26 protein-coding genes, 5 tRNA genes, 1 rRNA gene and 2 pseudogenes are annotated in these 24,621 nt (G+C 41.3%); 18 read left to right on the top strand and 16 right to left on the bottom strand.

Annotated elements, in window-relative coordinates; all coding sequences use genetic code 11:
• Window positions 1-90: ribosomal RNA gene (rrf, locus tag C8D76_RS09300) — 5S ribosomal RNA — on the top strand; the annotation flags it as partial.
• Between the two features lie 310 nt (window positions 91-400).
• Here rrf and C8D76_RS09295 read toward each other — a convergent pair.
• Together C8D76_RS09295 and C8D76_RS09290 are read right to left on the bottom strand one after the other, a co-directional pair.
• Window positions 401-781: pseudogene (locus C8D76_RS09295) on the bottom strand (transposase); the annotation flags it as partial.
• Window positions 782-878: 97 nt separating this feature from the next.
• Window positions 879-1,556, bottom strand: coding sequence for a phosphoribosyltransferase family protein (locus C8D76_RS09290; RefSeq protein WP_116632498.1), 678 nt, complete (start codon window positions 1,554-1,556; stop codon window positions 879-881).
• A gap of 103 nt (window positions 1,557-1,659) precedes the next feature.
• Here C8D76_RS09290 and C8D76_RS09285 point away from each other — a divergent pair, with 103 nt between their 5' ends.
• The 4 genes from C8D76_RS09285 to C8D76_RS09930 all read left to right on the top strand — a co-directional run bounded on the left by C8D76_RS09285 (window position 1,660) and on the right by C8D76_RS09930 (window position 4,946).
• Window positions 1,660-2,478, top strand: a complete 819-nt coding sequence (locus C8D76_RS09285) for a Cof-type HAD-IIB family hydrolase (protein WP_116632497.1) — start codon at window positions 1,660-1,662, stop codon at window positions 2,476-2,478.
• 339 nt (window positions 2,479-2,817) lie between these two features.
• Window positions 2,818-3,009 carry a left-handed beta-roll domain-containing protein gene (locus C8D76_RS09280; RefSeq protein WP_116632496.1) on the top strand — a complete coding sequence of 64 codons (192 nt, stop codon included), beginning with the start codon at window positions 2,818-2,820 and terminating at the stop codon, window positions 3,007-3,009.
• A gap of 9 nt (window positions 3,010-3,018) precedes the next feature.
• On the top strand, window positions 3,019-4,263 hold the full coding sequence (locus C8D76_RS09275) for a hypothetical protein (RefSeq protein ID WP_341476712.1): 1,245 nt from the start codon (window positions 3,019-3,021) through the stop codon (window positions 4,261-4,263).
• A gap of 350 nt (window positions 4,264-4,613) precedes the next feature.
• Window positions 4,614-4,946 carry a YadA C-terminal domain-containing protein gene (locus C8D76_RS09930; protein WP_165814364.1) on the top strand — a complete coding sequence of 111 codons (333 nt, stop codon included), beginning with the start codon at window positions 4,614-4,616 and terminating at the stop codon, window positions 4,944-4,946.
• 208 nt (window positions 4,947-5,154) lie between these two features.
• Here C8D76_RS09930 and C8D76_RS09925 read toward each other — a convergent pair.
• A tRNA-Sec gene (locus C8D76_RS09925) sits at window positions 5,155-5,249 on the bottom strand.
• A gap of 156 nt (window positions 5,250-5,405) precedes the next feature.
• Between C8D76_RS09925 and selA the strand changes: the two genes are divergently transcribed.
• From selA to C8D76_RS09255, 3 genes are all read left to right on the top strand, one after another.
• Window positions 5,406-6,788 (top strand): L-seryl-tRNA(Sec) selenium transferase, encoded by a 1,383-nt coding sequence (gene selA, locus C8D76_RS09265; protein ID WP_116632493.1) that lies wholly within the window; start codon window positions 5,406-5,408, stop codon window positions 6,786-6,788.
• Entirely contained in the window at window positions 6,785-8,644 is a 1,860-nt protein-coding gene (gene selB, locus C8D76_RS09260) for a selenocysteine-specific translation elongation factor (RefSeq protein WP_116632492.1), read from the top strand. Before selA ends, selB begins: the two co-directional genes overlap by 4 nt.
• Before the next feature lie 149 nt (window positions 8,645-8,793).
• Window positions 8,794-9,390 carry a YagU family protein gene (locus C8D76_RS09255; RefSeq protein WP_116632491.1) on the top strand — a complete coding sequence of 199 codons (597 nt, stop codon included), beginning with the start codon at window positions 8,794-8,796 and terminating at the stop codon, window positions 9,388-9,390.
• A gap of 75 nt (window positions 9,391-9,465) precedes the next feature.
• On the opposite strand, the gene C8D76_RS09250 is transcribed toward C8D76_RS09255, so the two are convergent.
• The 3 genes from C8D76_RS09250 to aqpZ form a co-directional block, all read right to left on the bottom strand.
• Complete coding sequence (locus C8D76_RS09250; protein ID WP_116632490.1) at window positions 9,466-10,905, bottom strand: aminoacyl-histidine dipeptidase; 1,440 nt, start codon at window positions 10,903-10,905, stop codon at window positions 9,466-9,468.
• A 114-nt stretch (window positions 10,906-11,019) separates the two neighbouring features.
• Entirely contained in the window at window positions 11,020-11,520 is a 501-nt protein-coding gene (tpx, locus tag C8D76_RS09245; RefSeq protein ID WP_116632489.1) for a thiol peroxidase, read from the bottom strand.
• A gap of 215 nt (window positions 11,521-11,735) precedes the next feature.
• Window positions 11,736-12,428 (bottom strand): aquaporin Z, encoded by a 693-nt coding sequence (gene aqpZ / locus C8D76_RS09240; RefSeq protein WP_116632501.1) that lies wholly within the window; start codon window positions 12,426-12,428, stop codon window positions 11,736-11,738.
• A 213-nt stretch (window positions 12,429-12,641) separates the two neighbouring features.
• Here aqpZ and metJ point away from each other — a divergent pair, with 213 nt between their 5' ends.
• On the top strand, window positions 12,642-12,959 hold the full coding sequence (metJ, locus tag C8D76_RS09235; protein WP_116632488.1) for a met regulon transcriptional regulator MetJ: 318 nt from the start codon (window positions 12,642-12,644) through the stop codon (window positions 12,957-12,959).
• Between the two features lie 42 nt (window positions 12,960-13,001).
• On the opposite strand, the gene greB is transcribed toward metJ, so the two are convergent.
• Window positions 13,002-13,478, bottom strand: coding sequence for a transcription elongation factor GreB (gene greB, locus C8D76_RS09230; protein ID WP_116632487.1), 477 nt, complete (start codon window positions 13,476-13,478; stop codon window positions 13,002-13,004).
• A 114-nt stretch (window positions 13,479-13,592) separates the two neighbouring features.
• On the opposite strand from greB, the gene nfuA reads away from it, so the two are divergent.
• Window positions 13,593-14,177, top strand: a complete 585-nt coding sequence (gene nfuA / locus C8D76_RS09225; protein WP_116632486.1) for a Fe-S biogenesis protein NfuA — start codon at window positions 13,593-13,595, stop codon at window positions 14,175-14,177.
• Here nfuA and C8D76_RS09220 read toward each other — a convergent pair.
• From C8D76_RS09220 to pdxH, 5 genes are all read right to left on the bottom strand, one after another.
• On the bottom strand, window positions 14,174-14,605 hold the full coding sequence (locus C8D76_RS09220; RefSeq protein ID WP_116632485.1) for a SoxR reducing system RseC family protein: 432 nt from the start codon (window positions 14,603-14,605) through the stop codon (window positions 14,174-14,176). The genes nfuA and C8D76_RS09220 overlap by 4 nt on opposite strands.
• 112 nt (window positions 14,606-14,717) lie before the next feature.
• Window positions 14,718-15,269 carry a sigma-E factor negative regulatory protein gene (locus C8D76_RS09215; protein WP_116632484.1) on the bottom strand — a complete coding sequence of 184 codons (552 nt, stop codon included), beginning with the start codon at window positions 15,267-15,269 and terminating at the stop codon, window positions 14,718-14,720.
• Between the two features lie 22 nt (window positions 15,270-15,291).
• Window positions 15,292-15,867 carry an RNA polymerase sigma factor RpoE gene (gene rpoE, locus C8D76_RS09210; RefSeq protein ID WP_116632483.1) on the bottom strand — a complete coding sequence of 192 codons (576 nt, stop codon included), beginning with the start codon at window positions 15,865-15,867 and terminating at the stop codon, window positions 15,292-15,294.
• 99 nt (window positions 15,868-15,966) lie between these two features.
• Window positions 15,967-16,221, bottom strand: a complete 255-nt coding sequence (locus C8D76_RS09205) for an FAD assembly factor SdhE (RefSeq protein ID WP_116632482.1) — start codon at window positions 16,219-16,221, stop codon at window positions 15,967-15,969.
• 6 nt (window positions 16,222-16,227) lie between these two features.
• Window positions 16,228-16,860: a pyridoxamine 5'-phosphate oxidase gene (gene pdxH, locus C8D76_RS09200; protein ID WP_116632481.1), complete on the bottom strand. Its 633-nt coding sequence runs from the start codon at window positions 16,858-16,860 to the stop codon at window positions 16,228-16,230.
• Window positions 16,861-16,988: 128 nt separating this feature from the next.
• Here pdxH and trkA point away from each other — a divergent pair, with 128 nt between their 5' ends.
• From trkA to rraB, 3 genes are all read left to right on the top strand, one after another.
• Window positions 16,989-18,365 (top strand): Trk system potassium transporter TrkA, encoded by a 1,377-nt coding sequence (trkA, locus tag C8D76_RS09195; protein ID WP_116632480.1) that lies wholly within the window; start codon window positions 16,989-16,991, stop codon window positions 18,363-18,365.
• Window positions 18,366-18,442: 77 nt separating this feature from the next.
• Window positions 18,443-18,829 carry a large-conductance mechanosensitive channel protein MscL gene (mscL, locus tag C8D76_RS09190; protein WP_116632479.1) on the top strand — a complete coding sequence of 129 codons (387 nt, stop codon included), beginning with the start codon at window positions 18,443-18,445 and terminating at the stop codon, window positions 18,827-18,829.
• A gap of 53 nt (window positions 18,830-18,882) precedes the next feature.
• Entirely contained in the window at window positions 18,883-19,296 is a 414-nt protein-coding gene (gene rraB, locus C8D76_RS09185; protein WP_116632478.1) for a ribonuclease E inhibitor RraB, read from the top strand.
• An 86-nt stretch (window positions 19,297-19,382) separates the two neighbouring features.
• Here the strand turns inward: rraB and C8D76_RS09180 are convergent.
• The 4 genes and pseudogenes from C8D76_RS09180 to coaA form a co-directional block, all read right to left on the bottom strand.
• Window positions 19,383-20,736: pseudogene (locus C8D76_RS09180) on the bottom strand (MFS transporter).
• Between the two features lie 208 nt (window positions 20,737-20,944).
• Entirely contained in the window at window positions 20,945-22,105 is a 1,161-nt protein-coding gene (gene rlmC / locus C8D76_RS09175; protein ID WP_116632500.1) for a 23S rRNA (uracil(747)-C(5))-methyltransferase RlmC, read from the bottom strand.
• Between the two features lie 44 nt (window positions 22,106-22,149).
• A complete protein-coding gene (gene def / locus C8D76_RS09170; protein WP_116632477.1) occupies window positions 22,150-22,665 on the bottom strand; it encodes a peptide deformylase in 516 nt (171 codons plus the stop codon).
• Between the two features lie 207 nt (window positions 22,666-22,872).
• On the bottom strand, window positions 22,873-23,802 hold the full coding sequence (coaA, locus tag C8D76_RS09165; RefSeq protein WP_116632499.1) for a type I pantothenate kinase: 930 nt from the start codon (window positions 23,800-23,802) through the stop codon (window positions 22,873-22,875).
• 234 nt (window positions 23,803-24,036) lie between these two features.
• Between coaA and C8D76_RS09160 the strand changes: the two genes are divergently transcribed.
• From C8D76_RS09160 to C8D76_RS09140, 5 genes are all read left to right on the top strand, one after another.
• Window positions 24,037-24,112, top strand: a tRNA-Thr gene (locus C8D76_RS09160).
• Between the two features lie 26 nt (window positions 24,113-24,138).
• Window positions 24,139-24,223: transfer RNA gene (locus C8D76_RS09155), tRNA-Tyr, on the top strand.
• 37 nt (window positions 24,224-24,260) lie between these two features.
• Window positions 24,261-24,335: transfer RNA gene (locus C8D76_RS09150), tRNA-Gly, on the top strand.
• Between the two features lie 7 nt (window positions 24,336-24,342).
• Window positions 24,343-24,418, top strand: a tRNA-Thr gene (locus C8D76_RS09145).
• A gap of 107 nt (window positions 24,419-24,525) precedes the next feature.
• Window positions 24,526-24,621 (top strand): GTP-binding protein (locus C8D76_RS09140; RefSeq protein ID WP_001967706.1); only part of this gene is annotated, 96 nt, incomplete at its 3' end.

Raw genomic sequence — 24,621 nt, 5'->3', positions numbered from 1 at the left:
ACCTGACCCCATGCCGAACTCAGAAGTGAAACGCCGTAACGCCGATGGTAGTGTGGGGATTCCCCATGTGAGAGTAGGTCACCGCCAGGTATTATATTATAGCCGAGAGGCAGAAGTCCTAGCAGGAATGCTGGGGCTTTTTTTTGTTGTTATAAAACGCAAAAAGGGCAGAGAATAAATGATGAGTAATGAGTAATGAGTAATGAGTAATGAGTAATGGGTGATGAAATAAGATTAGTATTCATCTCTTTTATTTATTTTAAAACTCAGTTAGAAATAGAAATACCAGAGATAGAAATAATAGAAATTTTAGGGAAAATGACTGCACTTGACAGAGAATGAGTAGAATAGGAAAAGGAGAAGTCCATATTAGAAGTATCTGTGATGCTAATATTGGAGTGTAATGATTAAATTCTCTCATATCTAACACATCATCGCTACGATAATAATCAGTGTAAACAATACTATCAGGTTTTACTTTTTGTCGAATGATTGGCAGTAAGGTGGCTGTTAGAGTATTCGGCACAACAACGGTATAAACCTTACCGTTACGCTTTAAAAGCCCGAATACTGCCGTTTTACCCGCTGCACCATGACCACGTTTCCCCTTACGGATACCACCATAGCTTTCATCAATTTCGATTTCCCCCTAGAACATTTCAAAGTGGGTGTTATTTTGATAGATAAGCAATCGATGGAAATAATAGCTTGCCGTATTTTTGTTTACATTAACTAATGCTGCCGCTATTCTTGTTATTACACCTCCAACGAATAGCTCAATAAGTTTAAATTGTTTATGCTGACTTAGACGACTTTCTCATTCTGGTAGTGTACTCCAACATGGGACTTTTTGAATTTATCTGGAACAGCCCCAAATTTTAAGTTCGCGCCAAACACCAAACTTGAATTTCTTGCACGCCTATTTTGCGTAATAATTTCGCAATTTCATTAACCGTTGAACCTGTCGTCAACACATCATCTACTATTGCAACTCGCTGATAAGGAAATTCGGCGGCGATACTAAAAGCATTTTTGAGATTTTTTCGCCGTGCTTTTGCTGTGAGCCCTCGTTGGGTTGGTGTGCGTTTATTGCGCTGTAATGACTGATTTTGCACGGGAATATGCAGCCATTTAGCGAGCCTGCGTGCAAGCAAATCCGCTTGATTATATCCCCGCTGCCATTGTCGAAAATGATGCAAGGGAACGGGCAAAATAGCCTCAGGCAAGATTAGTCCGTGTTCTCGTTTAGCTTGATAAATGGCTAATAGCAGCAAACGAGCCAAAGTGCGGTCAAGCCAGAACTGATTTTGAAATTTAAAGCGGTGAATTAGTGATGAAAGCGGCTCGTTGTAACGCCCCACCATTACTAGACGATCCCAGTTTGGCTCATTGCGCAAACATTGACCGCACCACATCGCACAATGGGGCAACTCTGCACCACATTTACCGCAATAGGGAAAATGGCGGATTTCACGATGACAACGGCTGCATAAGCCATGGATGCTGATTTGTAATTGCCCTTGACATTGCACACAGCGAAAGCCCAAAATATTCATCTTTCTTTCCTATTATTAGCTTGAGGCTAATGTATCTCAGGAAAGGTTAAATCACTTTTTTCTCAGTTCATTTTGGAATACAGATCACAAAAATAGAGGGCATATGAACATTTCAAGCATACCAAACTTGCGTGAGCAAATTAAAATTGTCTTTTTTGATATTGATGACACCTTATTTGTTAAATTTAAAGATCACCTCCCCGCAAGCGTTGCTCCTGCGCTGCGTCAGCTAAAAGCCAACGGCATTATGCCCGCCATTGCCACAGGGCGCGCCCCTTGCAGTTTGCCGCCACAAATTTATCAATTAATTGATGAAGTAGGCATTGAGCTTTTTGTGACGATGAACGGACAATACGCCACTTATCAAGGAAAAGAAATTGAAAAGCACCCTATTCCGACTGAGAAAATTGGCAAAATAGTGAATTTTTTCGACAGGCATAACATTGAATACGCCTTTGTTTCTCAAGATGATGTGTATATCTCGAATGCAACGCCAGAACTTCATTCAGCATTAGATCCCGTACTTACTGGCTATCATATTGATAAAACCTATTACCAACGCCATGAAGTATTCCAAATCTTGCCCTTTTATCGTGCGGAACAAGACGAACTTGTGGAAAGCTCAGGAATCTTAGAAGGATTACGAGTCGTGCGTTGGGATGTAGATTCCGTAGATTTATTCGATGCCGAAGGCTCAAAAGCGAGGGGCATTCAAGCCGCAGTACACCATTTAGGTTTAAAAATGGAAAATGTGATGGCATTTGGTGACGGCTTAAACGATCTAGAAATGCTACAAGTTGTGGGAGTCGGCGTGGCAATGGGAAACGCACACCAAGAATTAAAAGCGGTGGCGGATTTTGTCACCGATCATATTGAAGAAAATGGCATTGTTAACTTTCTTAAAAAGGCTAGCTTGATTTAATGGATGGCGATGTAAATCGCTAGCTTATTCCTTTATTTGAATCTTCTACGATATGTCTAAAATTGCGGCTACTTATTGATTGAATGAATATATTTGGGGGGGGGGATATCATTAATTCTATTGGAGTAAAACACCCTTTTCTTGATAGGGTTAGTGTGCAATATTATCATTAATCTAATCGTTTTATAATTTTCTATAAATATCTAAAAAACACTTTAAAAATAACAAGATATAAAATAAAATCATGAGTGGAGTTTGCTCCAAGTAGTACTGTTATGTGTAATAATATTTTCAATTAATATAAGTAAAAATATTTAATATTAGATAGTAAGAGGACTTATGAAAACAAAGAATAAAAAGAAATTAGCAACTTCACTGTTAGCTATGGGGACTTTCTTCGTAGGTGGTGTAGCTCAAGCAGATTCTGTTGTAGGTACTGCAACAGGAGAAAATGCTACTGCAATAGGAACAAATTCGTTAGCCACAGCAACAGGCAGTATTGCTATAGGTCAAAATACAACAGCAACATAACAATTTGCTATAGCAATTGGATATGATACTCAAGCTTTAGGTGCAAATTCCACCGCGGTAGGTGTGCAATCAAAAGCAACAGAGCTTCAGACTAGTGCTTATGGGTCTGGTGCTCAAGCAACTGTACAATACGCAACTGCAGTGGGAGCTTCTGCACAAGCTAAAGGACAAACGTCCACGGCTGTTGGCTATTCGGCTATTGCTGGGGACCGTTCTACAACAGCTATTGGTAATGATGCTCAAGCTACTTATCGTCAGGCAACGGCTACTGGTTACGCTACTCGAGCTTTAGGATTTAGTTCTGTAGCTTCAGGGAGTTATGCAAGAGCTGAAGGGGAGAGTGCGATTGCTACGGGTAATAATTCTAAGGCTTTAGGAGCTCATTCGATTGCAACAGGAACACAGACCGAGGCTAGCGGTGATCATTCTATTGCCAGTGGCTATTATGTAAACGCTTTCGGTGATAATGCAATCAGTATTGGTACGAATAATAATGTATCTGGTAATAATGCTGGTGCTATTGGTTCAGAAAATACTGTTAATACAGAAAATACATATGTATTAGGAAATAATATTGCAACAACGCAAGCTAATAGCATTGTTTTGGGTAATTCATCTACTGATCGAGCAGCAACAGCAGAAAGTTCAGTAAGTGTAAATGGCTTAGAGTATTCTGGTTTTTCGGGTGTCGGTTCTGATAGCAAGGGTATCGTTAGCCTTGGTAGAGAAGGTTCTGAACGCCAAATTATAAATGTAGCTGCTGGTAATATTTCTAAAACATCGACCGATGCCGTAAATGGATCTCAACTTTATTCTGTAATGGAAAAAATTGGAGATAATGCAACGAATATTTTAGTGAATACAGCCGGTGTTGAAGCGAATCAGCAAGGCATTGCTGCGAATAAAACTGATATTGCAACAAATAAAGCAGATATAGCAGCAAATAAAAATAGTATTGTGGCAAATACAGCTAAAATTGCAGAGAATGAAGGTAGTATTTTAGTTAATAGTGCAGCCATTGGTGTTAATGAACGAGGTATCGCAGCAAATAAAACAGATATTGCTACTAATGCAAAAGGTATTGCAGAAAATACAGATAAAATCGCAACTAATGCAGAAAACATTGGAATTAATGAAGAAGGCGTTAGAATTAATGCGGTAGGTATTGCAAAGAATACAACTGATATATCAGCGAATAAAATAGTATTGCGGCAAATACAGCTAAAATTACAGAGAATGAAGGTAGTATTTTAGTTAATAATGCAGCCATTGACGTTAATGAACGGGGCATCGCAGCAAACAAAACAGATATTGCAGCTAATGCCAAAGGCATTGCAGAAAATACAGATAAAATCGCAACTAATGCAGAAAACATTGGAATTAATGAAGAAGGCGTTAGAATTAATGCGGTAGGTATTGCAAGAAATACAACTGATATATCAGCGAATAAAAATAGTATTGCGACAAATACAGCTAAAATTGCAGAGAATGAAGGTAGTATTTTAGTTAATAGTGCAGCCATTGACGTTAATAAACGAGACATAGCAACAAACAAAGCTGGTATAGCTGTTAATAGAGATGATATTGCAGCAACTGCAAAACAGTTGAACCAAGTTAAAGCACAGGTGAATGACAATAATCAGCTGATTAATAATGTTAAATCAGATGTTGCAGGATTACGTGAGAAACAAAATCGTGATAACAAACGTAACCGTGCAGGTATTGCAAGTGCTGTAGCGATTGCATCTATTCCACAAGCAACGACAGCAGGTCGATCTATGTTTGGTGTTGGTGCTGGCGGTCATAGAGGAGAGCATGCAATTGCAGTGGGTTATTCTCATTCTTCTAGCAATGGTAAACATATTATCAAGCTTAATACTGGGGCTGATACTCGTAATGGAGTATCATATGGCGCTGGATATGGTTATCAATGGTAATCATGCATAAATAAAATTGATAAGCAATGAAAAGGGCTAAAATATTTTAGCCCTTTTTTAATCTCTTATTCATCAATGTGGTAGAGAAAGTACAAATAACTACTGAATTAGAAAAGAGAAAAATTGACATAGAGATAAAATGAGATTGATCTATTATGAGATCTTATAAGGATTCTTAATCAAGAATATTTGGTTGACTGCGGTGAATTGGCGGAGGGGAATGGGAGTTGAACCCACCCAAGAACGCTGGCGTCCTTAACAGGATTTGAAGTCCTGCCGCTTCACCGGAAACAACGCCCCTCCACAATGCGCTTACTTTAACTGATTATTGAAGTGCGGTCAAAAAAATCCAAGATTTTTCTTGAATCAGCGAAAAGAAAAAGTTGCTAATGGGCATTCCCGCCAATTGTGTTTTTTGCGTTATAATGACAACTTTCATTGCCTATCACGAGAGAAACTATGACCGCATTATATCGCCAACTTCCTTCAGTTGATAAATTACTCAAAACGCCACAAGGTGAAGTGCTCATTGATGAGTTTGGGCATACTGCTGTGGTAAATATTTGCCGTAAATTGATTGAGCAAGGGCGTCAATCAATTCAAAAAAATAACCAACTTCCACAATATTTTACCGAAATTGACCGCACTTTTGCCGAAATTAAACAACAATTGAACAAACAGCGTCAGGTGAACATTCAAGCGGTGCATAATCTCACGGGTACGGTATTGCACACCAATTTAGGGCGCGCATTATGGGCAAAAAGTGCGCAACAGGCAGCCTTTGCGGCAATGCGTGGAAATGTGGCTTTGGAATATGATTTAGTCGAAGGGCAACGCAGCCATCGTGATAATTATATTAGCGATTTAATCACTGAAATCACAGGGGCAGAAGCCGCTTGTGTGGTGAATAATAATGCGGCAGCCGTGCTATTAATGCTGGCAACTTTTGCCAAAGGCAAAGAAGTGATTATCTCTCGTGGCGAATTAATTGAAATTGGTGGGGCATTTCGCATTCCTGATATTATGGCTCAAGCAGGTTGTACCTTGATGGAAGTGGGTACCACAAATCGCACCCATTTAAAAGATTATCGCAGCGCAATCAACGAAAATACGGCATTTTTAATGAAAGTTCATAGCAGTAATTACCAAATTTGTGGTTTTACTTCGGCTGTGGAAGAGGCGGAATTAGTGGCGCTGGGTCAGGAATTTGGGATTCCCGTTATCAGCGATCTTGGTAGCGGTGCGTTGATAGATCTTAGCCAATATCATTTGCCGAAAGAGCCAACGGTGCAAGAAAAACTTGCCCAAGGCGTGGATTTGATTTCATTTTCTGGCGATAAATTATTAGGCGGTGTGCAAGCAGGAATTATTGTGGGTAAAAAAGCCTTGATTGAACAGCTACAAGCGCATCCCCTTAAGCGTGTACTACGTTGCGACAAAGCCATTCTAGCGGGGTTAGAGGCAACATTGCGTTTATATCTTCAACCAGAAAAATTGGCTGAACGCTTGCCAACTCTTCACTTACTCACTCAATCTATCGACATTTTGCACCTTAAAGCAGAACGCCTAAAAGCACAGTTAGAAAAATCCCTTAAAGATGAATTTTCATTGCAGATCGAAGCAAGTTCAGCGCAAATTGGCAGTGGTTCACAACCTATGGCGAAGATTCCTTCGGTGGCGGTGACCCTTGCCGAAACTCGAGGAAAATTGACCGCACTTTTAGCCCGCTTTAAATCACTGAGCATTCCTGTGATCGGGCGTGTGGAACAAGGCAAAATTTGGCTGGATTTGCGTTCTGTGGCGGATGTGGAACTGTTATTAGCAACTTTGGAAGAACTATGATTATTGTTACAAGTGGTCATGTGGATCACGGTAAAACAGCGCTGTTACAGGCATTGACAGGCACGCACACGGCGCATTTGCCAGAAGAAAAAAAACGAGGAATGACCATTGATTTGGGTTATGCCTATTTGCCCGTGGGCGAAAAAGTGCTGGGCTTTATTGATGTGCCAGGGCATGAAAAGTTTTTAGCCAATATGCTCGCAGGACTAGGCGGCATTCATTATGCAATGTTGATTGTAGCAGCAGATGAAGGTGTGCAAGCGCAAACCCAAGAGCATTTGGCAATTTTGCGACAATTACAGCTAGAACAAATTTTTGTGGTGATTACTAAAGCAGATCGTGTCAGTTCGCAGCAAATTGACGATCTTAAAGCTAAAATCAAAGCAGATTATCCATTTTTAGCCGACTCGCCTATTTTTGTTACTTCCGCGACAAGTATGCAAGGCATCGCAGAATTACGCGAATTTTTGACCGCACTTCCTAATCTTGCCGAGGTGGAGAAACCATTCCGTTATGCCATTGACCGTATTTTCACCGTGAAAGGGGCGGGAACCGTGGTTACTGGCACAGCATTTAGCGGCAAGGTTTCAGTGGGCGATGAGTTGTTTCTTTCTTCAGGGGAACGAGTGCGCGTGAAGATGATTCATGCGCAAAATCAGCCAAGTGAACAAGGGCTGGCTGGGCAGCGTTTGGCGCTGAATATTAATGCCGAAATTGACCGCACTTTAATTGAACGTGGGGATTGGCTATTTTCTCAAACGCCGCCCAAGCCAACAGACCGCATCACGGTGCAACTTTGTGCGGAAACCTTGCTCAACGAAAACCAAGCGATACATATTTATCACGCTGCGTCACGCACGGTGGGGAAACTCGGGTTGCTAACAAGCAAAATGGCGCAACCAACGGAACAGGCGTTGGCGGAAATTATTTTAGAAAAACCGTTATTTTTAGCCTTTGGCGATAAATTGATCGTGCGTAGTGGCGATAACAAACATTTATTGGCGGGCGCGCAGGTGTTAGAAATTCACTCGCCAAAACGCCATAAACGTAGTGAAGTGCGGTTAAATTTTCTTACATTTTTGCAGCAGGCACAAAATGCGGCACAACGCATACAGCTTTATCTTCAAAATCAAGCGGTGAAAGCGCAAGATTTATGTTGGATAGAACAATTAACCGCGCCACAACTCGCTGAAATTATTAAAAAAAATAAACAAGTGCGCTTTCAAGATTGGTGTTTTAATGGGGATTATCAACGCCAACAAAATCATAAAATTTTGACCGCACTTGCGGACTATCATCAGCATCATGGCGATCAAATTGGGGTAAGTAAAGCGCGTTTGTATCGTATGGCTGCGCTCAATCAACCTGAAAAATTAATTTATTATTTGATTGATGAATTATTGTCTGCGGGGCAATTGGCGCAAAGCCGTGGTTGGTTGCATTTGCCAGAACATAAATTGGCTTTTTCTGCTGAAGAAATGGCACTGTGGAAATTGGTATTAGGTGAATTTGTAAAAGCGTCTGGGCAACCATTATGGGTTCGTGATGTGGCACTCACGCTTGATGTGGATGAAACAACTATGCGTAATTTCTTGTATAAAGCAGGAAAATTGGGGTATTTAATGCCGATTGTTAAAGACCGTTTTTTCTTAACGGAAACCATTTATGCTTATGCGAAACGAGTGAAAGAAATGGTGTTGGTGCAAGGCAATATTAGCGTTAATCAGCTGCGTGACGAATTGCAAATGGGGCGGAAACTCACGGTGCAGATTATTGAATATTTCGACCGTTGTGGTTTTTTACGCCGCAAGGGAAATGTACATATTTTGCGCGATGGCGATATTTTTGAGCAGTAAACATACCACTTTCGAGTATGTTTTACTTGACTATTTGATTTAAGGGCATAAAATCAGCGCACTGATCTTGTTCACTAGATTGGTAACTAAGGCGCCGCAACTGATGATAAGTGCGGTTAAAATTTCTCTTATTTACTCGGAGCCTCAATATGGCATTATTCACAGAACCATCACGCCGCCGTTATGGCGTAGCGATTTTCGTTGGTATTATCGCAGGTGTAATTTCTGCATTCGTAAAATGGGGTGGTGAGCATCCATTCCCACCACGCAGCCCACTCGATTTCTTCGCTGCAGCATGTAAAGATCCTTCACAAGCGTTAGAAGTTTGTTCTCGTGCATTCTTAAATCCGCCACATGTATTTTTGCGTGACTACATTGGTATCGATCCAACTCAAGCTGTGTTCACATTTGCGGATCAAGCGTTCAACTGGATTGGTGTAACTCACATTCTATTTTCTTTAGTTTTTGCAATCGGTTATTGTATCGTTGCGGAAATCTTCCCTAAAATTAAATTCTGGCAAGGTGTTGGTGCGGGTTTAATCGCAGATATCTGTGTTCACTACATCACATTCCCAGCATTAGGTTTAACTCCACCAGTTGCTGATTGGCCATTATACGAACATATTTCTGAATTCGTGGGTCACATTTTCTGGTTCTGGTCAATTGAGATGATTCGTCGTGATTTACGTAACCGTATCACTAAACAACCAGATGCTGAAGTACCATTAAATCAACCATATCGTTAATTCTTATTTAACAAGATATGAAAAAGAAACCCGAACAATTGTTCGGGTTTTGTTTTATGCGAGAGAATTTAAGTATTAAAGATTGGCTAACAGTTTAGTCAACAATGTCCAATAGGTTTGCACCGCAGGAATATGCACTTTTTCATCGGGTGAATGTGCATTGCGGATAGTCGGCCCAATGGATACCACGTCTAAATTAGGATAGATTTTTTTCAATAAACCACATTCTAGCCCTGCGTGAATGACTTTAATTTCTGGTTCATGACCTAAAATTTCAGCATATAATTTTTTCGTTAAAGTAAGAATTTCGGTATCGGGTTGCGGTTCCCAACCAGGGTAATAGCCCGAATAAGCGACATTGCCCCCACTTTGTTGTAGTAATTCTGTGAGTTCTTTTTTCACTTCATCCGTTCCCCCCTCAATTAATGAGCGTAATAAAATGGTGCCTTTTAATTGGTCATTTTCCGTTCTTAACACGCCGATACTCAATGAGGTTTCCACAACATTTTTCACCGTTTGACTAAACGCTTGCACGCCATTTGGCAAGGCAGAAAGTAGATGAGTGATGGTTTTTGTCGTAGGAATATCAAAGGTTTCATCAGGTAAAGCTTGAGCGCTGACGATAACTTCTGCATTCGGATCTTCAGGCAATCCCTGTTTTAAAACCTCTTTAAATTTTTCCACGACCATTGTTAACAGGGTGGCGTCATCTATCGCTAAAGTGATAAAGGCTTCACGCGGGATAGCATTACGCACAGAACCACCATAGATATTGACGATAGCAAAATCTTCAGTTACACAGCGAAGTGCGGTCAAAAATACGCCTAAAAGTTTAATCGCATTGCCACGTTCCGTATGAATATCACAGCCTGAATGTCCGCCGCTTAATCCTTTGATCGCAATATGGAAACAGTGAGGGAATTTATTGGGTTGACGATGAATTGGCAGGCTTAAATCTGCATTTTCGCCGCCTGCGCAACCAATATAAATTTCGCCGTTTTCTTCGGTGTCAGTATTAATCATTACATTGGATTGTAGCCAGTTTGCACGCAATCCAAGCGCACCTTCCATACCCGCTTCTTCTGTCATCGTGAGCAATACTTCAAGGGCTGGATGCGCCACATCATCGCTGTCTAAAATAGCAAGCGCTGATGCCATACCTATTCCATTGTCCGCGCCTAATGTGGTGCCAGTTGCCGTAACCCATTCCCCTTGAATGCGTGGTTGAATTGGATCGGTTAAGAAATTGTGCTGGGTATTTTCATTGGCTTGCGGCACCATATCTAAATGGGCTTGCAGTGCAACAGACGGGCGATTTTCCATTCCCGATGTTGCAGGCTTGCGAATCAGCACATTTCCCACTTCATCACGTTCTACAAATAAATTTTTGCTCTTTGCCCAGTTAACAATAAATTCTGCTAGCGCATTTTCGTGATAAGAAGGGTGTGGAATCGCACAAATTTGGTCAAACCATTGCCATAATTTGGCAGGTTGTAAACGTTGAATGTCAGACATATTTTTCTCCAATAAAAAACGAATGGATTATAGAGCACTCTTGTAATCAAATTAATGCAGCCTTGGACTACAAAAAGCGGCACTAAAGTCAAAGTGTGGTATGAGAAGAATGCGTTATGCTAATACCGCCAATGCCGCATCATAATCAGGCTCATTTTTTATGTCAGAAACCAATTCGCTGTGCAATACGTTATTGTGTTCGTCTAATACGATCACCGCGCGAGCCGTTAAACCTGCAAGCATTCCTGATTGCATATCGACACCTAATTGGCGTTGTACTTCTTTATGGCGAAATGTGGATAAAGTTTGTACGTTTTCAATACCTTCGGCGCCACAGAAACGAGCTTGCGCAAAAGGTAAATCAGCTGAAATGCAAAGCACGACAGTGTTCGCTAAACCAGCCGCTTTAGCGTTAAATTTACGCACTGATGTCACACATACGCCAGTGTCGATACTTGGGAAAATATTTAATATTTTGCGCACCCCTGTGAATGATGAAAGTGCCACATCAGCCAGCGTTTTATCGGTTAAAGTAAAATCTGCGACATTTGTGCCAACTTGGGGAAATTCTCCCGCCACTTCTACTGGATTGCCCATTAAAGTTACTTGATTCATTATTTTTTCCTTATATATGAAACGAAAAAAGACTTTATGCAATATAAAGCCTTTTTCAACAAAATAACAAGCATTTACTGTAATAGGTGAACTATTTTGTAATTATCACTAATCCCTTGGGTTGTCATTACCGCAGTGATTTTTGACGGACTTTTTTAACAACGTAGGATGAAATAAAAGCGGCATAAGCCGCTTTATCATACGGAAATTGGGGTTTAGTCTTTTGTTTCTAATAATGAACGATAAATAAGACCGCCGATAATACCACCAATAATTGGTGCTACCCAGAATACCCATAATTGTTCAAGCGCCCAACCACCTTGGAATATAGCCACCGCTGTTGAACGAGCAGGGTTTACAGAGGTGTTAGATACAGGGATGCTAATTAAGTGGATTAAGGTTAAGCCTAAACCAATAGCGATTGGTGCGAAACCTGCTGGTGCTCTTTTATCTGTTGCACCGTGGATAATGATTAAGAAGAATGCGGTTAATAAGATTTCAGCGATAACCACCGCACCTAGAGAATAACCGTTTGGTGAATGTTCGCCAAAACCATTTGAAGCAAAACCGCTTGTGGCAGCATCAAAACCTGCTTTGCCTGAAGCGATAGCATAAAGCACTGCGGCACCAACGATCCCACCAACAACTTGCGCAATAATGTAGCTTACTGCATCTTTTGCTTGGAAACGACCGCCAGCCACTAATCCTAAAGTTACTGCAGGGTTAAAATGTCCGCCAGAAATATGGCCAACGGCGTAAGCCATGGTTAATACGGTTAAACCAAAAGCAAGCGCAACGCCAGCGAAACCGATACCCAATTCTGGATAAGCCGCTGCTAACACCGCAGAGCCACAACCACCGAATACCAACCAAAATGTACCGAAAAATTCAGCAAAAAGTTTTTTCATTTTCATAGACCTCTATAAGTAAAATTCCGCGTTTAAGCGGGCTAGTATGTACTAGGCTTAGCATTAGTCAGCCCATTTCATAAAAGGTTGTGTAAGATTGTGTAAAGTTTTGTAAATGTGGCAATCTAGCAGTCTGTACGGCTAGATTGAGATTTGAGCAAAATTTGATTAGAATAGCGCAGATATTTTGAATTAAGTAAATCAGGATTGAGCATGGCAAATTGGAATGGCAAATATATCAGCCCTTATGCAGAACACGGCAAAAAAAGCGAACAAGTGAAGAAAATTACGGTATCCATTCCTATCAAGGTATTGGAAATTCTGACTAACGAACGCACCCGCCGTCAAATAAAAAACTTGCGCCATGCCACCAATAGTGAGCTGCTCTGCGAAGCCTTTCTGCACGCATTCACAGGGCAACCATTGCCAACCGATGCGGATCTGTTAAAAGAACGCAATGACGAAATTCCAGAAGCCGCAAAAGAAATTATGCGTGATTTGGGCGTTAACCCTGATGAGTGGGAATATTAAAAAATTTCTTATTTTTTGACCGCACTTTTGCCAACGATAACTTTATTTTTCATACCAAATACGGTTAATAAAGTAGGTTATTTTGCCTGATGGCGTGTTTACGCTGACTTCGTCATCAAGGGTTTTGCCAATTAAAGCTCGGGCAACGGGAGAATCGACAGAGATCCAATTTTTGGCGGGGTCAAATTCATCGCAGCCAACAATTCGATATTGCTTTAGCTCCCCGTCTTCCGTTTCTAACCCCACCCACGCGCCAAAAAAGACTTTGCCCTCTTGACGGGGGTGATAATCTACGATTTGTAACACTTCTAAACGCTTCATCAGAAAACGCACGCGCCGATCAATTTCACGCAGGCGGCGTTTACCATAAATATATTCCGCATTTTCGCTACGATCCCCTAATGCCGCCGCGTCTGAAACTGCTTGGGTCACTTTGGGGCGTTCTTCTTTCCATAAATATTTCAGCTCTTGGTCTAAAGCATTCCAGCCTGCGCGCGTAATATAATTTGATTTCGCCATTTTAAGTATCGTTAGAATTATGATTTGCGCTATTATAGCACCCTTGAAAATTTGCATAAACGCCCATATCAGCGTATTATCCTAGCGCAATACTCAGTTTATTTAGGAAAGATTATGGAACAAATTACAATTTCAGATGCGGCACAAGCGCATTTTCGTAAATTACTTGCCACACAAGAAGAGGGCACCAGTATTCGTATTTTTGTGGTCAATCCAGGCACACCAAACGCAGAATGTGGCGTGTCATATTGTCCTGCCAATGCGGTGGAAGAACGTGATATAGAAATGAAATATGACGGTTTTTCTGCTTTTGTGGATGAGATCAGTTTGCCTTTTTTAGAAGACGCGGAAATTGATTATGTAACCGAAGAATTAGGCGCGCAATTAACATTAAAAGCACCCAATGCCAAAATGCGTAAAGTCGCTGATGATGCCCCTTTAATTGAACGTGTAGATTATGTGATTCAAACTCAAATTAACCCACAACTTGCCAGCCACGGCGGACGTATCACGTTGGTGGAAATCACTGAAGATGGTTATGCAATTTTGCAATTTGGTGGTGGTTGCAACGGCTGTTCAATGGTGGATGTAACCTTGAAAGAAGGGGTGGAAAAACAATTAGTGCAGCTCTTTGAGGGCGAATTAAAAGGCGCTAAAGATGTAACAGAACACCAACGCGGTGAACACTCTTATTACTAATTTAACACGCGTATCAAAATCGGCTGAAATGCCGATTTTTTATTGAGTTTTTGGCTATAAAATCGCACGCCAATAAATGTCGTTGCAGTACACACCAAAATAAAGAGCGCAAGAAGTAATTCATGCGAAAATAATTGGCTGCCAATAAAGGTGCTCAATAAAATTACGAGCAACGGCAACACATAGACTAAGCTAACAGATTGTAATAAAGAGCGTTCTGGCAAGCCAATTTCTACTCGTTGACCAATTGACACTGGCGTAATGGTTTCCACTTGAAAAATATGCTCTTGCTCGCCTGCAAGTTCTGAAAGCACTGATGAACCACAACTGGCTTTTGCGGCGCAGCTGCCACAAGCACTTTGAGATTGGCATTTTACTTTTGCGATGCCAGATTTATAGTCAATAACGACCGCACTTTCTATTAACATGACTTTCTATCCACAATAAAAATACAAAAACCGCATTAAGTGCGGTCAAATATTGGCATATTTTACAAAAGAATTCACCACCAAAGTGGTGGTGAATTTAAATGTCATCTCGTTATTTCTGTGCATTTTCTTGTGCGCGACGTTGAATTTCGTAGTTTTGTAATAACGCACCCATACGTTTATTTTTTTGCTCAAGCTGTCCTAGGGTAGCGACATCTTTAGCGGGGGCATTATAACTTACGGGTTGTTGTGCGCCTTGCAATAACATAGGAGTTGTTTGTAACACAGGAATATCTGACGCTTTATCCGCTTGGCTTGCGTTAAACGTTTGTACACCAAATACAGCAACCAAACATACCGCCGCAGCGACAGCCACTTGAGTTAATGGTGTAAACAGTGCTTTTAATTTTTGCACAAATGGAAGTTGTTCCACTTCTTCAGGCGTAGGTTGAGAAACCATTTCTGGCTCTGCATCAATTAACGCTTCCATTTTAGCCGTGAAGTCTGCACCTAAAAAAACAGGTGTTTCTTCACGCATTACCGAACGAATTGCATGAAAATTATTCCAACTGGCTTGAAGCTCAGCATTTTGACATAACTCTGCAGTGAATTCGTTACTTACATGTTCACCATCAACATACGCAGAAAGTAACTCTTTTTGCATTTTAAATACCCCAGTTTTAATTTTAACGTTGAATTAACGGATTAATTTTATTTTCTATAATTTCTCGTGCGCGAAAGATTCGAGAACGAACTGTGCCGACAGGACAATCCATAATTTCGGCGATCTCTTCATAACTTAAACCTTCAAGTTCGCGCAATGTAATCGCCGTTTTTAATTCTTCTTGCATTCCTTCGATTGCATCAAAAACAACTTTACGCAATTCCGCTGACAACAATTCGTTTTCAGGTGTGCCTAGATCGCGTAAGTTAGAACCCATATCATAACTTTCCGCGTCTTCCGCCAAAATATCTTCACTTGGCGGGCGGCGTCCTTGCGCCGTTAGATAATTTTTAGCCGTATTGACGGCAATTCGGTAAAGCCATGTGTAAAACGCGCTATCGCCACGAAAAGATTCTATTGAACGGTAAGCTTTAATAAAGGATTCTTGCACGACATCAGGAATGTCATTACGCGGTATATAACGGGTTAGCAACCCAGCCACTTTATTTTGATAACGAGAAACCAATAAATTAAACGCTTTTTTGTCACCTTGCTGGACACGTTCTACCAAAGCTTGATCTGTCAGCTGTTCAGCCATATAACTCCAATTATCGCTTAAATCATCACAGCTCAAACAGTATAGTTGAAAAGTTAGAGCCAGTAATTTACTAAAAGTTCAAAAAATCTTCAGAAATTCTTAAGAAGATAATTTTAATGTGTCGTGAATAAGATCAACCATACCTTGCAACTCTGCATCAGGCGCAGAAGTGCGGTTAAAAAACCAAGAGAGAAGTTGCAAATCTGTGCTTGCAAGCAAGCGGATAAATGTTTCTTTTTGCGGTTCGGTTAAGTTGTCAAAGTGCTGCTGATAAAAGGGCATAATCACTTTGTCTAGTTCTAGCATACCGCGGCGACAGTCCCATTCGATACGTAATTTGTTATATGTCATAATGATTTCCTATGGCGAAAGACGCTCTTTAATCCATTCGCCTTGTGTTAAACGATAGCGAATGCGGTCGTGCAAACGGCTTGGGCGACCTTGCCAAAACTCAATGCTTTCTGGCACCACAACATAGCCGCCCCAGTGTGGCGGCCGAGGCACGTTTAACGGGTGTTTCGCTGCAATCATCGCAGCTTTCGCTAAGAGCGAATTTTTGCCAGAAATGACTGCACTTTGCTCACTTGCCCAAGCACCCACTCGGCTGGTATAGGGGCGGCTTGCGAAATATTCATCAGAGGCTTGCTCGTCTAATTTCTGCACTTGCCCTTCCACTCGAACTTGGCGTTCTAGCTCTGGCCAGAAAAAATTCAATGCGGCGAAAGGATTGGCTGCGAGCGCTTTGCCTTTTTGACTTAAATAATTAGTAAAGAAAACAAAGCCTTGTGAATTTAATTCTTTCAATAGTACCACACGGCTACTCGGCTTGCCATTTTCGCCCACGGTGGCAATATTCATCGCAGTCGGCTCGTTTACCTTCGCCGTCATCGCATCATTGAGCCATTTTTCAAACTGTTTTAACGGATTTGCATCACATTGTTTGCTCGATAATTCCTGCTTGCTGTACTCGGCACGAATATTATGTAAGTCCACCGTTTTTCTCCGCAATATAAAATAAGGATGCAGTATATCAAAAACAAGGAGAAATTTGACCGCACTTTGCGGATTTTTCGCTGAATTTCCGTTAATATAGCCACACAAAATGAGCAAAGGCGGATTTTATGAAAATTATTATTCTTGGCGCAGGGCAGGTTGGCACTACGCTTGCAGAAAATTTGGTGAGTGAGGATAACGATATTACCCTTGTGGATAATAACGAAACTCGGCTTGATAATTTACAAGATAAACACGATTTGCGCGTGGTTCAAGGCTCGGCATCATCGCCTACGGTCTTGCGTGAAGCGGGGGCGCAAGATGCAGATTTGATGGTGGCGGTGACCAATTCTGATGAAATAAATATGGTAGCGTGCCAAGTGGGTGCGGCGTTGTTTAATACGCCTACTAAAATTGCTCGTATCCGCAATAGTGATTTTTGGCGCGAAAAAGATCGTTTATTCCAGCCCGAAGTGTTGCCGATAGATCATATTATTTCCCCAGAAGCCTTGGTGACGGACGAAATCATTCATTTAATTGATTACCCTGGCGCATTACAAATTGCGCACTTTGCCGATCAGCAAATTAGCGTTGCCGTGTGCAAAGCTTACTACGGTGGGCCATTAGTGGGCTATGCGATTTCTGCCTTACGCGAACATATGCCCCATATTGATTGCCGCATTGTTTCGATTTTGCGCCAAGATAAATTTATTCGCCCGCAAGCTTCCACTATTATTGAAGCGGGCGATGAAGTCACCTTTATTTGTGCGACTATCCACATCAAAGCCATTATGTCGGAATTGCAGCGTTTAGAGCGCCCATATCGCCGAGTGATGATTATGGGCGGAGGGAATATCGCTTTAAATGTTGCCCAACGCCTAGAAAATCAATGTTCGCTTAAATTAATTGAACGCAATTCAGAACGTGCAGAGTATTTAGCCGAAAAATTATCTAAAACTATGGTATTTAACGGCGATGCTTCTGACCAATCCTTATTATTTGAAGAACATATTGAAGAAGTTGACGTCTTTATTTCACTCACCAGCGATGATGAAGCGAACATTATGTCTGCGCTATTAGCCAAACGTATGGGCGCTGCCAAAGCACTGGTGCTTATCCAGCGTATGGCATATATCAGCTTAATTCAAGGCGGCGCCATTGATATTGCGATCTCGCCGCAGCAAGCCACGATTTCGGAATTATTAAGCCATATCCGCAAGGGCGATATTGTAAACGTAGCGCAGTTGCGCCATGGGATTGCCGAAGCGTTGGAAGTGGTGCTACACGGCGATCCAACCACTTCTGATGTGATTGGACGCAAAGTTTCTGAACTCAAGCTGCCAAATGGAGCTATCATCGGTGCAATTTTACGCCAAAATGAAGTCATCATTGCGAAGAAAGACGTGGTGTTTGAAGAGCATGATCATGTTGTCGTTTATCTGTCAGATAAAAAAGCGGTAACGGAGATCGAAAAATTGTTTCAGCCTAGTGCGTTTTTTATCTAGACAAATAATAGGAAATCCATATAATACGACCGTTTTTTAAACAAACACCCTTACTTAACTTTATACAAGGACATTTTATGAGCTTTATGAAAGAATTCCGCGAATTTGCAATGCGCGGTAATGTTGTAGATATGGCAGTCGGTGTAATCATCGGCGGTGCTTTCGGTAAAATCGTTAGTTCACTCGTTGCTGATGTTGTGATGCCATTATTAGGCACCATTACTGGCGGCGTGGACTTCAAAGATTTAAAAATCGTATTAGCTGAAGCGGTTGGCGAAACTCCAGCAGTAACTTTAAACTACGGTTTATTTATCCAAAACATTTTTGATTTTATTATCATCGCCTTAGCAATCTTTATGATGATTAAAGGCATCAACAAACTTAAAAAACCTGAAGAAGCCGCACCTGCTGGCCCAACTCAGGAAGAATTGTTGTCTGAAATTCGCGATTTATTGAAAAAATAATCTTCCAAAAATCTTCCCTTCGGGGGAGATTTTTTGTTTGCAAGGATGAAAATATGACACACCCAACTCCAGAAGAACTCCAAGCAGAAACGCGCGAAATCATCACAAATTTACTCAATGATGGCAGCGATCCTGATGCACTTTATATTATCGAGCACCATGTGGCGCATTATGATTTTGACCAATTAGAAAAAATCGCAATGGACGCTTTCAAAATGGGCTATGAAGTTTCAGATGCAGAAGAATTTGAAGATGAAAGTGGTAAACTTCTGTTCTGTTTTGATATTGTGGCAGAAACGGAATTAAAATCAGAAATCATTGACGCCCAACAAAAAGAACTCGTGCCACAGGTCGCAAAATATGACGGCATTTACGATGGATGGGGAACCTATTTTGAAGATCCAAACGCAGAAGAAGATGAATACGGCGAGGATGGTGAATTCTTCGATGATGAAGATGAGCATTAACCTCGCTTCATCTCTCCATAAAATCTTTTCCCAATAGCCAAAGTGCGGTCAAAAAAACAAAATTTTTGACCGCACTTTTTTGCATATTAATTATTTCCTGCTTGTGCTAGCTTTTTCTTTTCTAAACGTAACACACCTAAGTGAGTCATATAACAGCAGAAGATACAACCACAAACTGCGAATAACAAGAGGTAGAAACCAGCATCCCAGCCAAAGTGATCTGCTAAGATCCCAAATAATGCCGTGCCAGAAAAGCTTCCTAAAACATAACTGAGCAAGCCGCGAACCAGTTGCAGAACCTGCTGCAAATGAAGGCACTAATTCAATGGCTTGTAATGATGATAAGAACATCGGTACATAAATTAAACAGCCAATGATACCCGCACCAATTGTGACGGTTAATAGATCATGTCCGCCCCAGTAAGCAAACATGGATGCTCCTACACCAATTAATGTGATGATAGAAAGTGGCATACGACACCCTTTGAAGTAGGTATCTGTTAGCCAGCCAGCTAATAGCGTTGAAGGGATTGCAGCCCATTCAAAAATAGCAAATGCTGCCGCCATTTGACCTTTCGAGAAACCTTTGGTTTCTAGTAGATAAAGTGGTAACCAAGTTAATACACCGAAACGAATCATATAAGTAAATACATCAATGAATGAAACAAACCAAACATTGATATCTTTTACGATATAGTCACGGAAAATTCCCCAAGTGGTTAAGTTGACATTTTCATCTTTAGTGACAATTAACTCTTCTTGTTCTGTACCTAGAATTTTACTTGTCGGCGGTAAACCTTCGTTGTAGGTACGACCTTTGCCCAATACATAAACTAAAACTGCAACGATGGTTGCGATCACGACAGGGGCGATGAAATGTGCGGCTTGCCAGCGTTCTGTGCCAAGCCATGCAATACTTGCTCCTGCGATTGGCGCAACTAGTCCACCGCCTACATTATGCGAAATATTGAATATAGCAGTAGTAACACCACGAGACTTGCGAGGGAACCAACTGGCTAACACAACATAAGCAGGTCCAGCCCCCATTCCTTGGAAAATCCCATTTAGGATACAAAGGAATAGGAAAGCCCAGAATGATGCACTAAAGCCCATCATAAGATTGACTGCGGCTGACATCATTAGACCGAAAATCATAAAATGTTTTGGGTTTGATTTATCGGCTAAAGCAGACATAACGCCCTTGCTTAAGCCATATATCACCAACATGGTTCCAGAAATAAAACCAATGTCTTTTTTCGTGAAACCAAATTCACTGATAAGCTCTGGGGATGAAAGTAAGAAGTTATTACGCAAAATATAGTATGCGACATAACCGATGAAAATACCGAAAAGCGCATGCCATCTTAAACGATTATAACGTTCTAATTGTTCTGCTTCTGGGATTGGTTTACCAGGTTTTGACATTAAAAATGGGATCATAGTGTAATTCCTTTGAGAATAAAAAGGCTGCAGTAGAACCGCATTAGATTTCACACCATTTTGCAGAATTTTAAGCTGTTTAGACGGTGTATCTAGCTGAATCGAGCGCACATTCCTTCAAAATAGAGGGAATGGTTGACGATCAACAGCATTATACTTTTTTAGTCTCTTTTTGTTTGATTTTACGATAATTAGCATCAGCGCTAATCTATTTTATCCGTTTTAGTAACGCCAACACTTCATAGTGGTTGGTGTGTGGGAACATATCAAAGAGTTGGATTTTCTGCATTTGATAGTGGCTGAGTGCCTGCAAATCGTTGGCCATGGTGATGGCATTACAGCTAGAGTAAAGCAAAAAGTGCGGTCGCATTTCGTTGAGAAATTGAGCCAGTGCTTTGCCAATACCGCGGCGTGGCGGGTTGACGATGACGAGATCGGGCTTATCGCTTTCTTGCCCTAAGGCAAAGTTCGCCGCATCTAATGACTGAAAATTTACGTTTTTTAGACCGCACTTTTGTGCCGATAAGCTGGCTGAATAAATGGCAGATGGCGAAATTTCAATGCCCGTGAGGGCCACATTTGGATTTTTCTCACGCAGCGCTATGGCGCAGTGCAAACCAAAACCGCCGACACCGCAAAATAAATCCCATAGCCGCAGAATGGGGAGATCTTGTACCCAATTTTGGGCGGTGGCATATAAACGTTCAGCCACGGCGGGATTAGTTTGGAAAAAGCCTTGCGGTCGGATGAATAACGGAATGTGATTAAATTGTTCTGCCAAAACCTGTTGTTCAGTCAGGAAGATTTCTTTTTCCCCTTCCAAAATTGCCGCATGCTGAGGCTGAATATTGGCGGTAACCACTTTTAAATGGGGCAGTTTTTGCAATAAGCCAGCCAGTTCTCGTGTGATTAAAGGAAGTTTTTGCTCAGAGCGCAAGACGAAACGCAACATTAGTTCACTGCTATCACGGCTTTCGCTGAGAAGAATATATTTTAACTCGCCTTTTTGTTTGGCGATATTGTATGGCACCAGCCCAGCCCGCCCGATGAAATCTTTAAGCACATTGAAAATCGCCCCAAAGTGAACAGGGTAAAGCGGGCAATCCGTTAAGTCCACCGCCTGATTTCGTTCATTTATAATGCCTAATATAGGGCGTTCCACTGCACCCGAAACGACCATTTTCGCCTTATTACGGAAGCCAGTTTGTGGCGATGGAAATGGCGGTAACCATTGCAATACGGAACAATCTAAATTTTGCAGCTGTTGTTTGAGATGAGCCTGTTTTTCTGCCAACTGCGCTGAATAATCCATTGGCAGCCATTGGCAGGAACGGCATTGCTGATTTTGAAAGTGCGGACAAGAAATCATCATAATTTATAAGGGCAAGCTACGTTGCCCCGATTGAGAATGGACTAAGCGGAATGTTTCGCCAATTGTTTTTGATATTTGATTAATTTTTCTTTCATACGGTTGCGTTTTAACGGCGACAAATAATCCGCAAACACAATGCCATTGAGATGATCCATTTCGTGCTGAATACAAATCGCTAACAAACCGTCCGCACTTAGGGTAAATTCTTCGCCATGGCGGTTTAACGCTTTCACCGTAACCTTTTCTTTGCGTGGAACAAAACCGCGCAAACCAGGCAAGGATAAGCAGCCTTCTTCAATGCCAGTTTCCCCTTCGCTGTCCACTAATTCTGGGTTGATTAAGACGAGCTGTTCGGTCTTTTCCCCTGTAATATCAATGGTAATCACACGCTTATGCACATCGACTTGGGTCGCCGCTAAACCGATGCCTTCTTCCGCATACATGGTGTCAAACATATTGTCGATAAAGGTTTGTAATTCATCATTAAATTCTGTCACAGGCTCCGCCACAGTTTTTAAGCGTTCATCTGGGTAAATTAATACATTAAGTAATGCCATAAAATCTTTCCTAAATTGTCAAATCGGGCGTATTTTACATTAAATTTACAAAAATCTCTTCTTTTCTTCTGTATCTGTGATAAGTGGCGTTTGAATAAGGGGGAATGATGATTATGAGATTCTTTGCTGTGGGCTGGCTAACATTCAAAAAATAGGATTTTTTGACCGCACTTTTGCGAAAAGATGTAAAAGTGCGGTCAAATTTTACTATTTTTTTAGTTTAACCCATTGCACTGCATGGTCTGCGCCTTTAGTGAGAATTAAATTGGCGCGCTCACGGGTCGGTAAAATATTCTGTTTCAAATTTAATCCGTTGATTGTTTGCCAAATTTTGGTGGCGACGGCAATAGCTTCTTGTTCCGACAAACTTGCGTAATGTTTGAAATAAGAATTGGGGTCATTAAATGCGCTTTGGCGGAATTTTAAGAAACGGCGGATATACCATTCTTGCAGCAAGTTTTCATCGGCATCCACATAAATGGAAAAATCCACAAAGTCGGAGACAAAGGTTTTCGCATGATTACCCGCTTGTAAGACATTCAGCCCTTCTAAAATCAGAATGTCGGGTTGGTTCACCACATCAAACTGATCGGGAATAATGTCATAAGTTAAATGTGAGTAAATCGGTGCTTGCACATTAGGCTTGCCGGATTTAATGTCTGCCAAGAATTTAATTAACTTTGGTGTATCGTAAGAAATTGGGAAGCCTTTTTTCTGCAATAAATTTTTTTGTTGTAGCACGTTGAGAGGGTGTAAAAAGCCATCTGTGGTGATCAAATCCACTTTGCGAGTGTCTGGCCAATTGCTTAATAATGATTGTAAAATCCGCGCCGAGGTGCTTTTGCCCACCGCCACGCTTCCCGCAATGCTAATAATGTAAGGCACTTTCGGATTTTTGCCGCCTAAAAAACGATTTAATACCGCCTGACGGCGCAGATTTTCTTCTATGTAATAATTAATTAAACGGGCAAGGGGCAAATAAATTGTGCTGACTTCATCTAGCGATAAATCTTCATTAAAGCCGAGTAAGGGTTTGAGATCTTGTTCGGTGAGTTTTAATGGGACGGATTTACGCAATTCTGCCCATTGCTGGCGGTCGAAGGTTAAGAATGGGCTTAAATTGCTTGTGAAAGTCATCGTGTTATCAGCGTTGATAGTCATTTTATGCAAAAAAAATGTGAAATTTGCTAGCGAATATACCTTATAAATGGGATCTTTGGCAGAAAATTTTTAATAAATCGTTTAATTTCATAGCAATTTTTCGTATTTTTGATTGTGAATTAAGCGAATAGTCAAAAAATTTATTTTTTTTGCAAAAAATACTTGTCAGGGGGAATTTTTTCCCTATAATACGCACCACTTGCTTATGACGCCGACTTAGCTCAGTAGGTAGAGCAACTGACTTGTAATCAGTAGGTCATCAGTTCGATTCCGATAGTCGGCACCATCTCATAATCAAGTTCAATCTAGCGTGGAGGGGTTCCCGAGCGGCCAAAGGGGGCAGACTGTAAATCTGTTGGCTCAGCCTTCGAAGGTTCGAATCCTTCTCCCTCCACCACTCTCAACGATTTGATGGGACAGATGAATTAAGGACTGCGGGCATTGTATAATGGCTATTACCTTAGCCTTCCAAGCTAATGATGCGGGTTCGATTCCCGCTGCCCGCTCCAAGAAAGCGCTGATATAGCTCAGTTGGTAGAGCGCACCCTTGGTAAGGGTGAGGTCGGCGGTTCAAATCCGCCTATCAGCACCACTCTTACTAAATTCAACTTTCCTTTTAAAGATAAACCGTAAACAATACATTAGGTTAATGTGGTGTTATTGTACCATCGATAACCGTGTTTTTTAGAGGGACTTTCAATGTCTAAAGAAAAATTTGAACGTACAAAACCGCACGTAAACGTGGGTACAATCGGCCACGTTGACCACGGTAAAACAACTTTAACAGCAGCAATT

This window comes from Alitibacter langaaensis DSM 22999 (assembly GCF_003096995.1).
GTDB classification, from domain to species: Bacteria; Pseudomonadota; Gammaproteobacteria; order Enterobacterales; family Pasteurellaceae; genus Exercitatus; species Exercitatus langaaensis.
This window is presented reverse-complemented; position numbering and strand designations above follow the sequence as displayed.

Excerpts from the sequence above, each read along its gene's own strand:
- C8D76_RS09290 (WP_116632498.1), bottom strand. The coding sequence starts at position 1,556 with ATGAATATTTTGGGCTTTCGCTGTGTGCAATGTCAAGGGCAATTACAA.
- C8D76_RS09285 (WP_116632497.1), top strand. The coding sequence starts at position 1,660 with ATGAACATTTCAAGCATACCAAACTTGCGTGAGCAAATTAAAATTGTC.
- C8D76_RS09280 (WP_116632496.1), top strand. The coding sequence starts at position 2,818 with ATGAAAACAAAGAATAAAAAGAAATTAGCAACTTCACTGTTAGCTATG.
- selA (WP_116632493.1), top strand. The coding sequence starts at position 5,406 with ATGACCGCATTATATCGCCAACTTCCTTCAGTTGATAAATTACTCAAA.
- selB (WP_116632492.1), top strand. The coding sequence starts at position 6,785 with ATGATTATTGTTACAAGTGGTCATGTGGATCACGGTAAAACAGCGCTG.
- C8D76_RS09255 (WP_116632491.1), top strand. The coding sequence starts at position 8,794 with ATGGCATTATTCACAGAACCATCACGCCGCCGTTATGGCGTAGCGATT.
- C8D76_RS09250 (WP_116632490.1), bottom strand. The coding sequence starts at position 10,905 with ATGTCTGACATTCAACGTTTACAACCTGCCAAATTATGGCAATGGTTT.
- tpx (WP_116632489.1), bottom strand. The coding sequence starts at position 11,520 with ATGAATCAAGTAACTTTAATGGGCAATCCAGTAGAAGTGGCGGGAGAA.
- aqpZ (WP_116632501.1), bottom strand. The coding sequence starts at position 12,428 with ATGAAAAAACTTTTTGCTGAATTTTTCGGTACATTTTGGTTGGTATTC.
- metJ (WP_116632488.1), top strand. The coding sequence starts at position 12,642 with ATGGCAAATTGGAATGGCAAATATATCAGCCCTTATGCAGAACACGGC.
- greB (WP_116632487.1), bottom strand. The coding sequence starts at position 13,478 with ATGGCGAAATCAAATTATATTACGCGCGCAGGCTGGAATGCTTTAGAC.
- nfuA (WP_116632486.1), top strand. The coding sequence starts at position 13,593 with ATGGAACAAATTACAATTTCAGATGCGGCACAAGCGCATTTTCGTAAA.
- C8D76_RS09220 (WP_116632485.1), bottom strand. The coding sequence starts at position 14,605 with ATGTTAATAGAAAGTGCGGTCGTTATTGACTATAAATCTGGCATCGCA.
- C8D76_RS09215 (WP_116632484.1), bottom strand. The coding sequence starts at position 15,269 with ATGCAAAAAGAGTTACTTTCTGCGTATGTTGATGGTGAACATGTAAGT.
- rpoE (WP_116632483.1), bottom strand. The coding sequence starts at position 15,867 with ATGGCTGAACAGCTGACAGATCAAGCTTTGGTAGAACGTGTCCAGCAA.
- trkA (WP_116632480.1), top strand. The coding sequence starts at position 16,989 with ATGAAAATTATTATTCTTGGCGCAGGGCAGGTTGGCACTACGCTTGCA.
- mscL (WP_116632479.1), top strand. The coding sequence starts at position 18,443 with ATGAGCTTTATGAAAGAATTCCGCGAATTTGCAATGCGCGGTAATGTT.
- rraB (WP_116632478.1), top strand. The coding sequence starts at position 18,883 with ATGACACACCCAACTCCAGAAGAACTCCAAGCAGAAACGCGCGAAATC.
- rlmC (WP_116632500.1), bottom strand. The coding sequence starts at position 22,105 with ATGATTTCTTGTCCGCACTTTCAAAATCAGCAATGCCGTTCCTGCCAA.
- def (WP_116632477.1), bottom strand. The coding sequence starts at position 22,665 with ATGGCATTACTTAATGTATTAATTTACCCAGATGAACGCTTAAAAACT.
- coaA (WP_116632499.1), bottom strand. The coding sequence starts at position 23,802 with ATGACTTTCACAAGCAATTTAAGCCCATTCTTAACCTTCGACCGCCAG.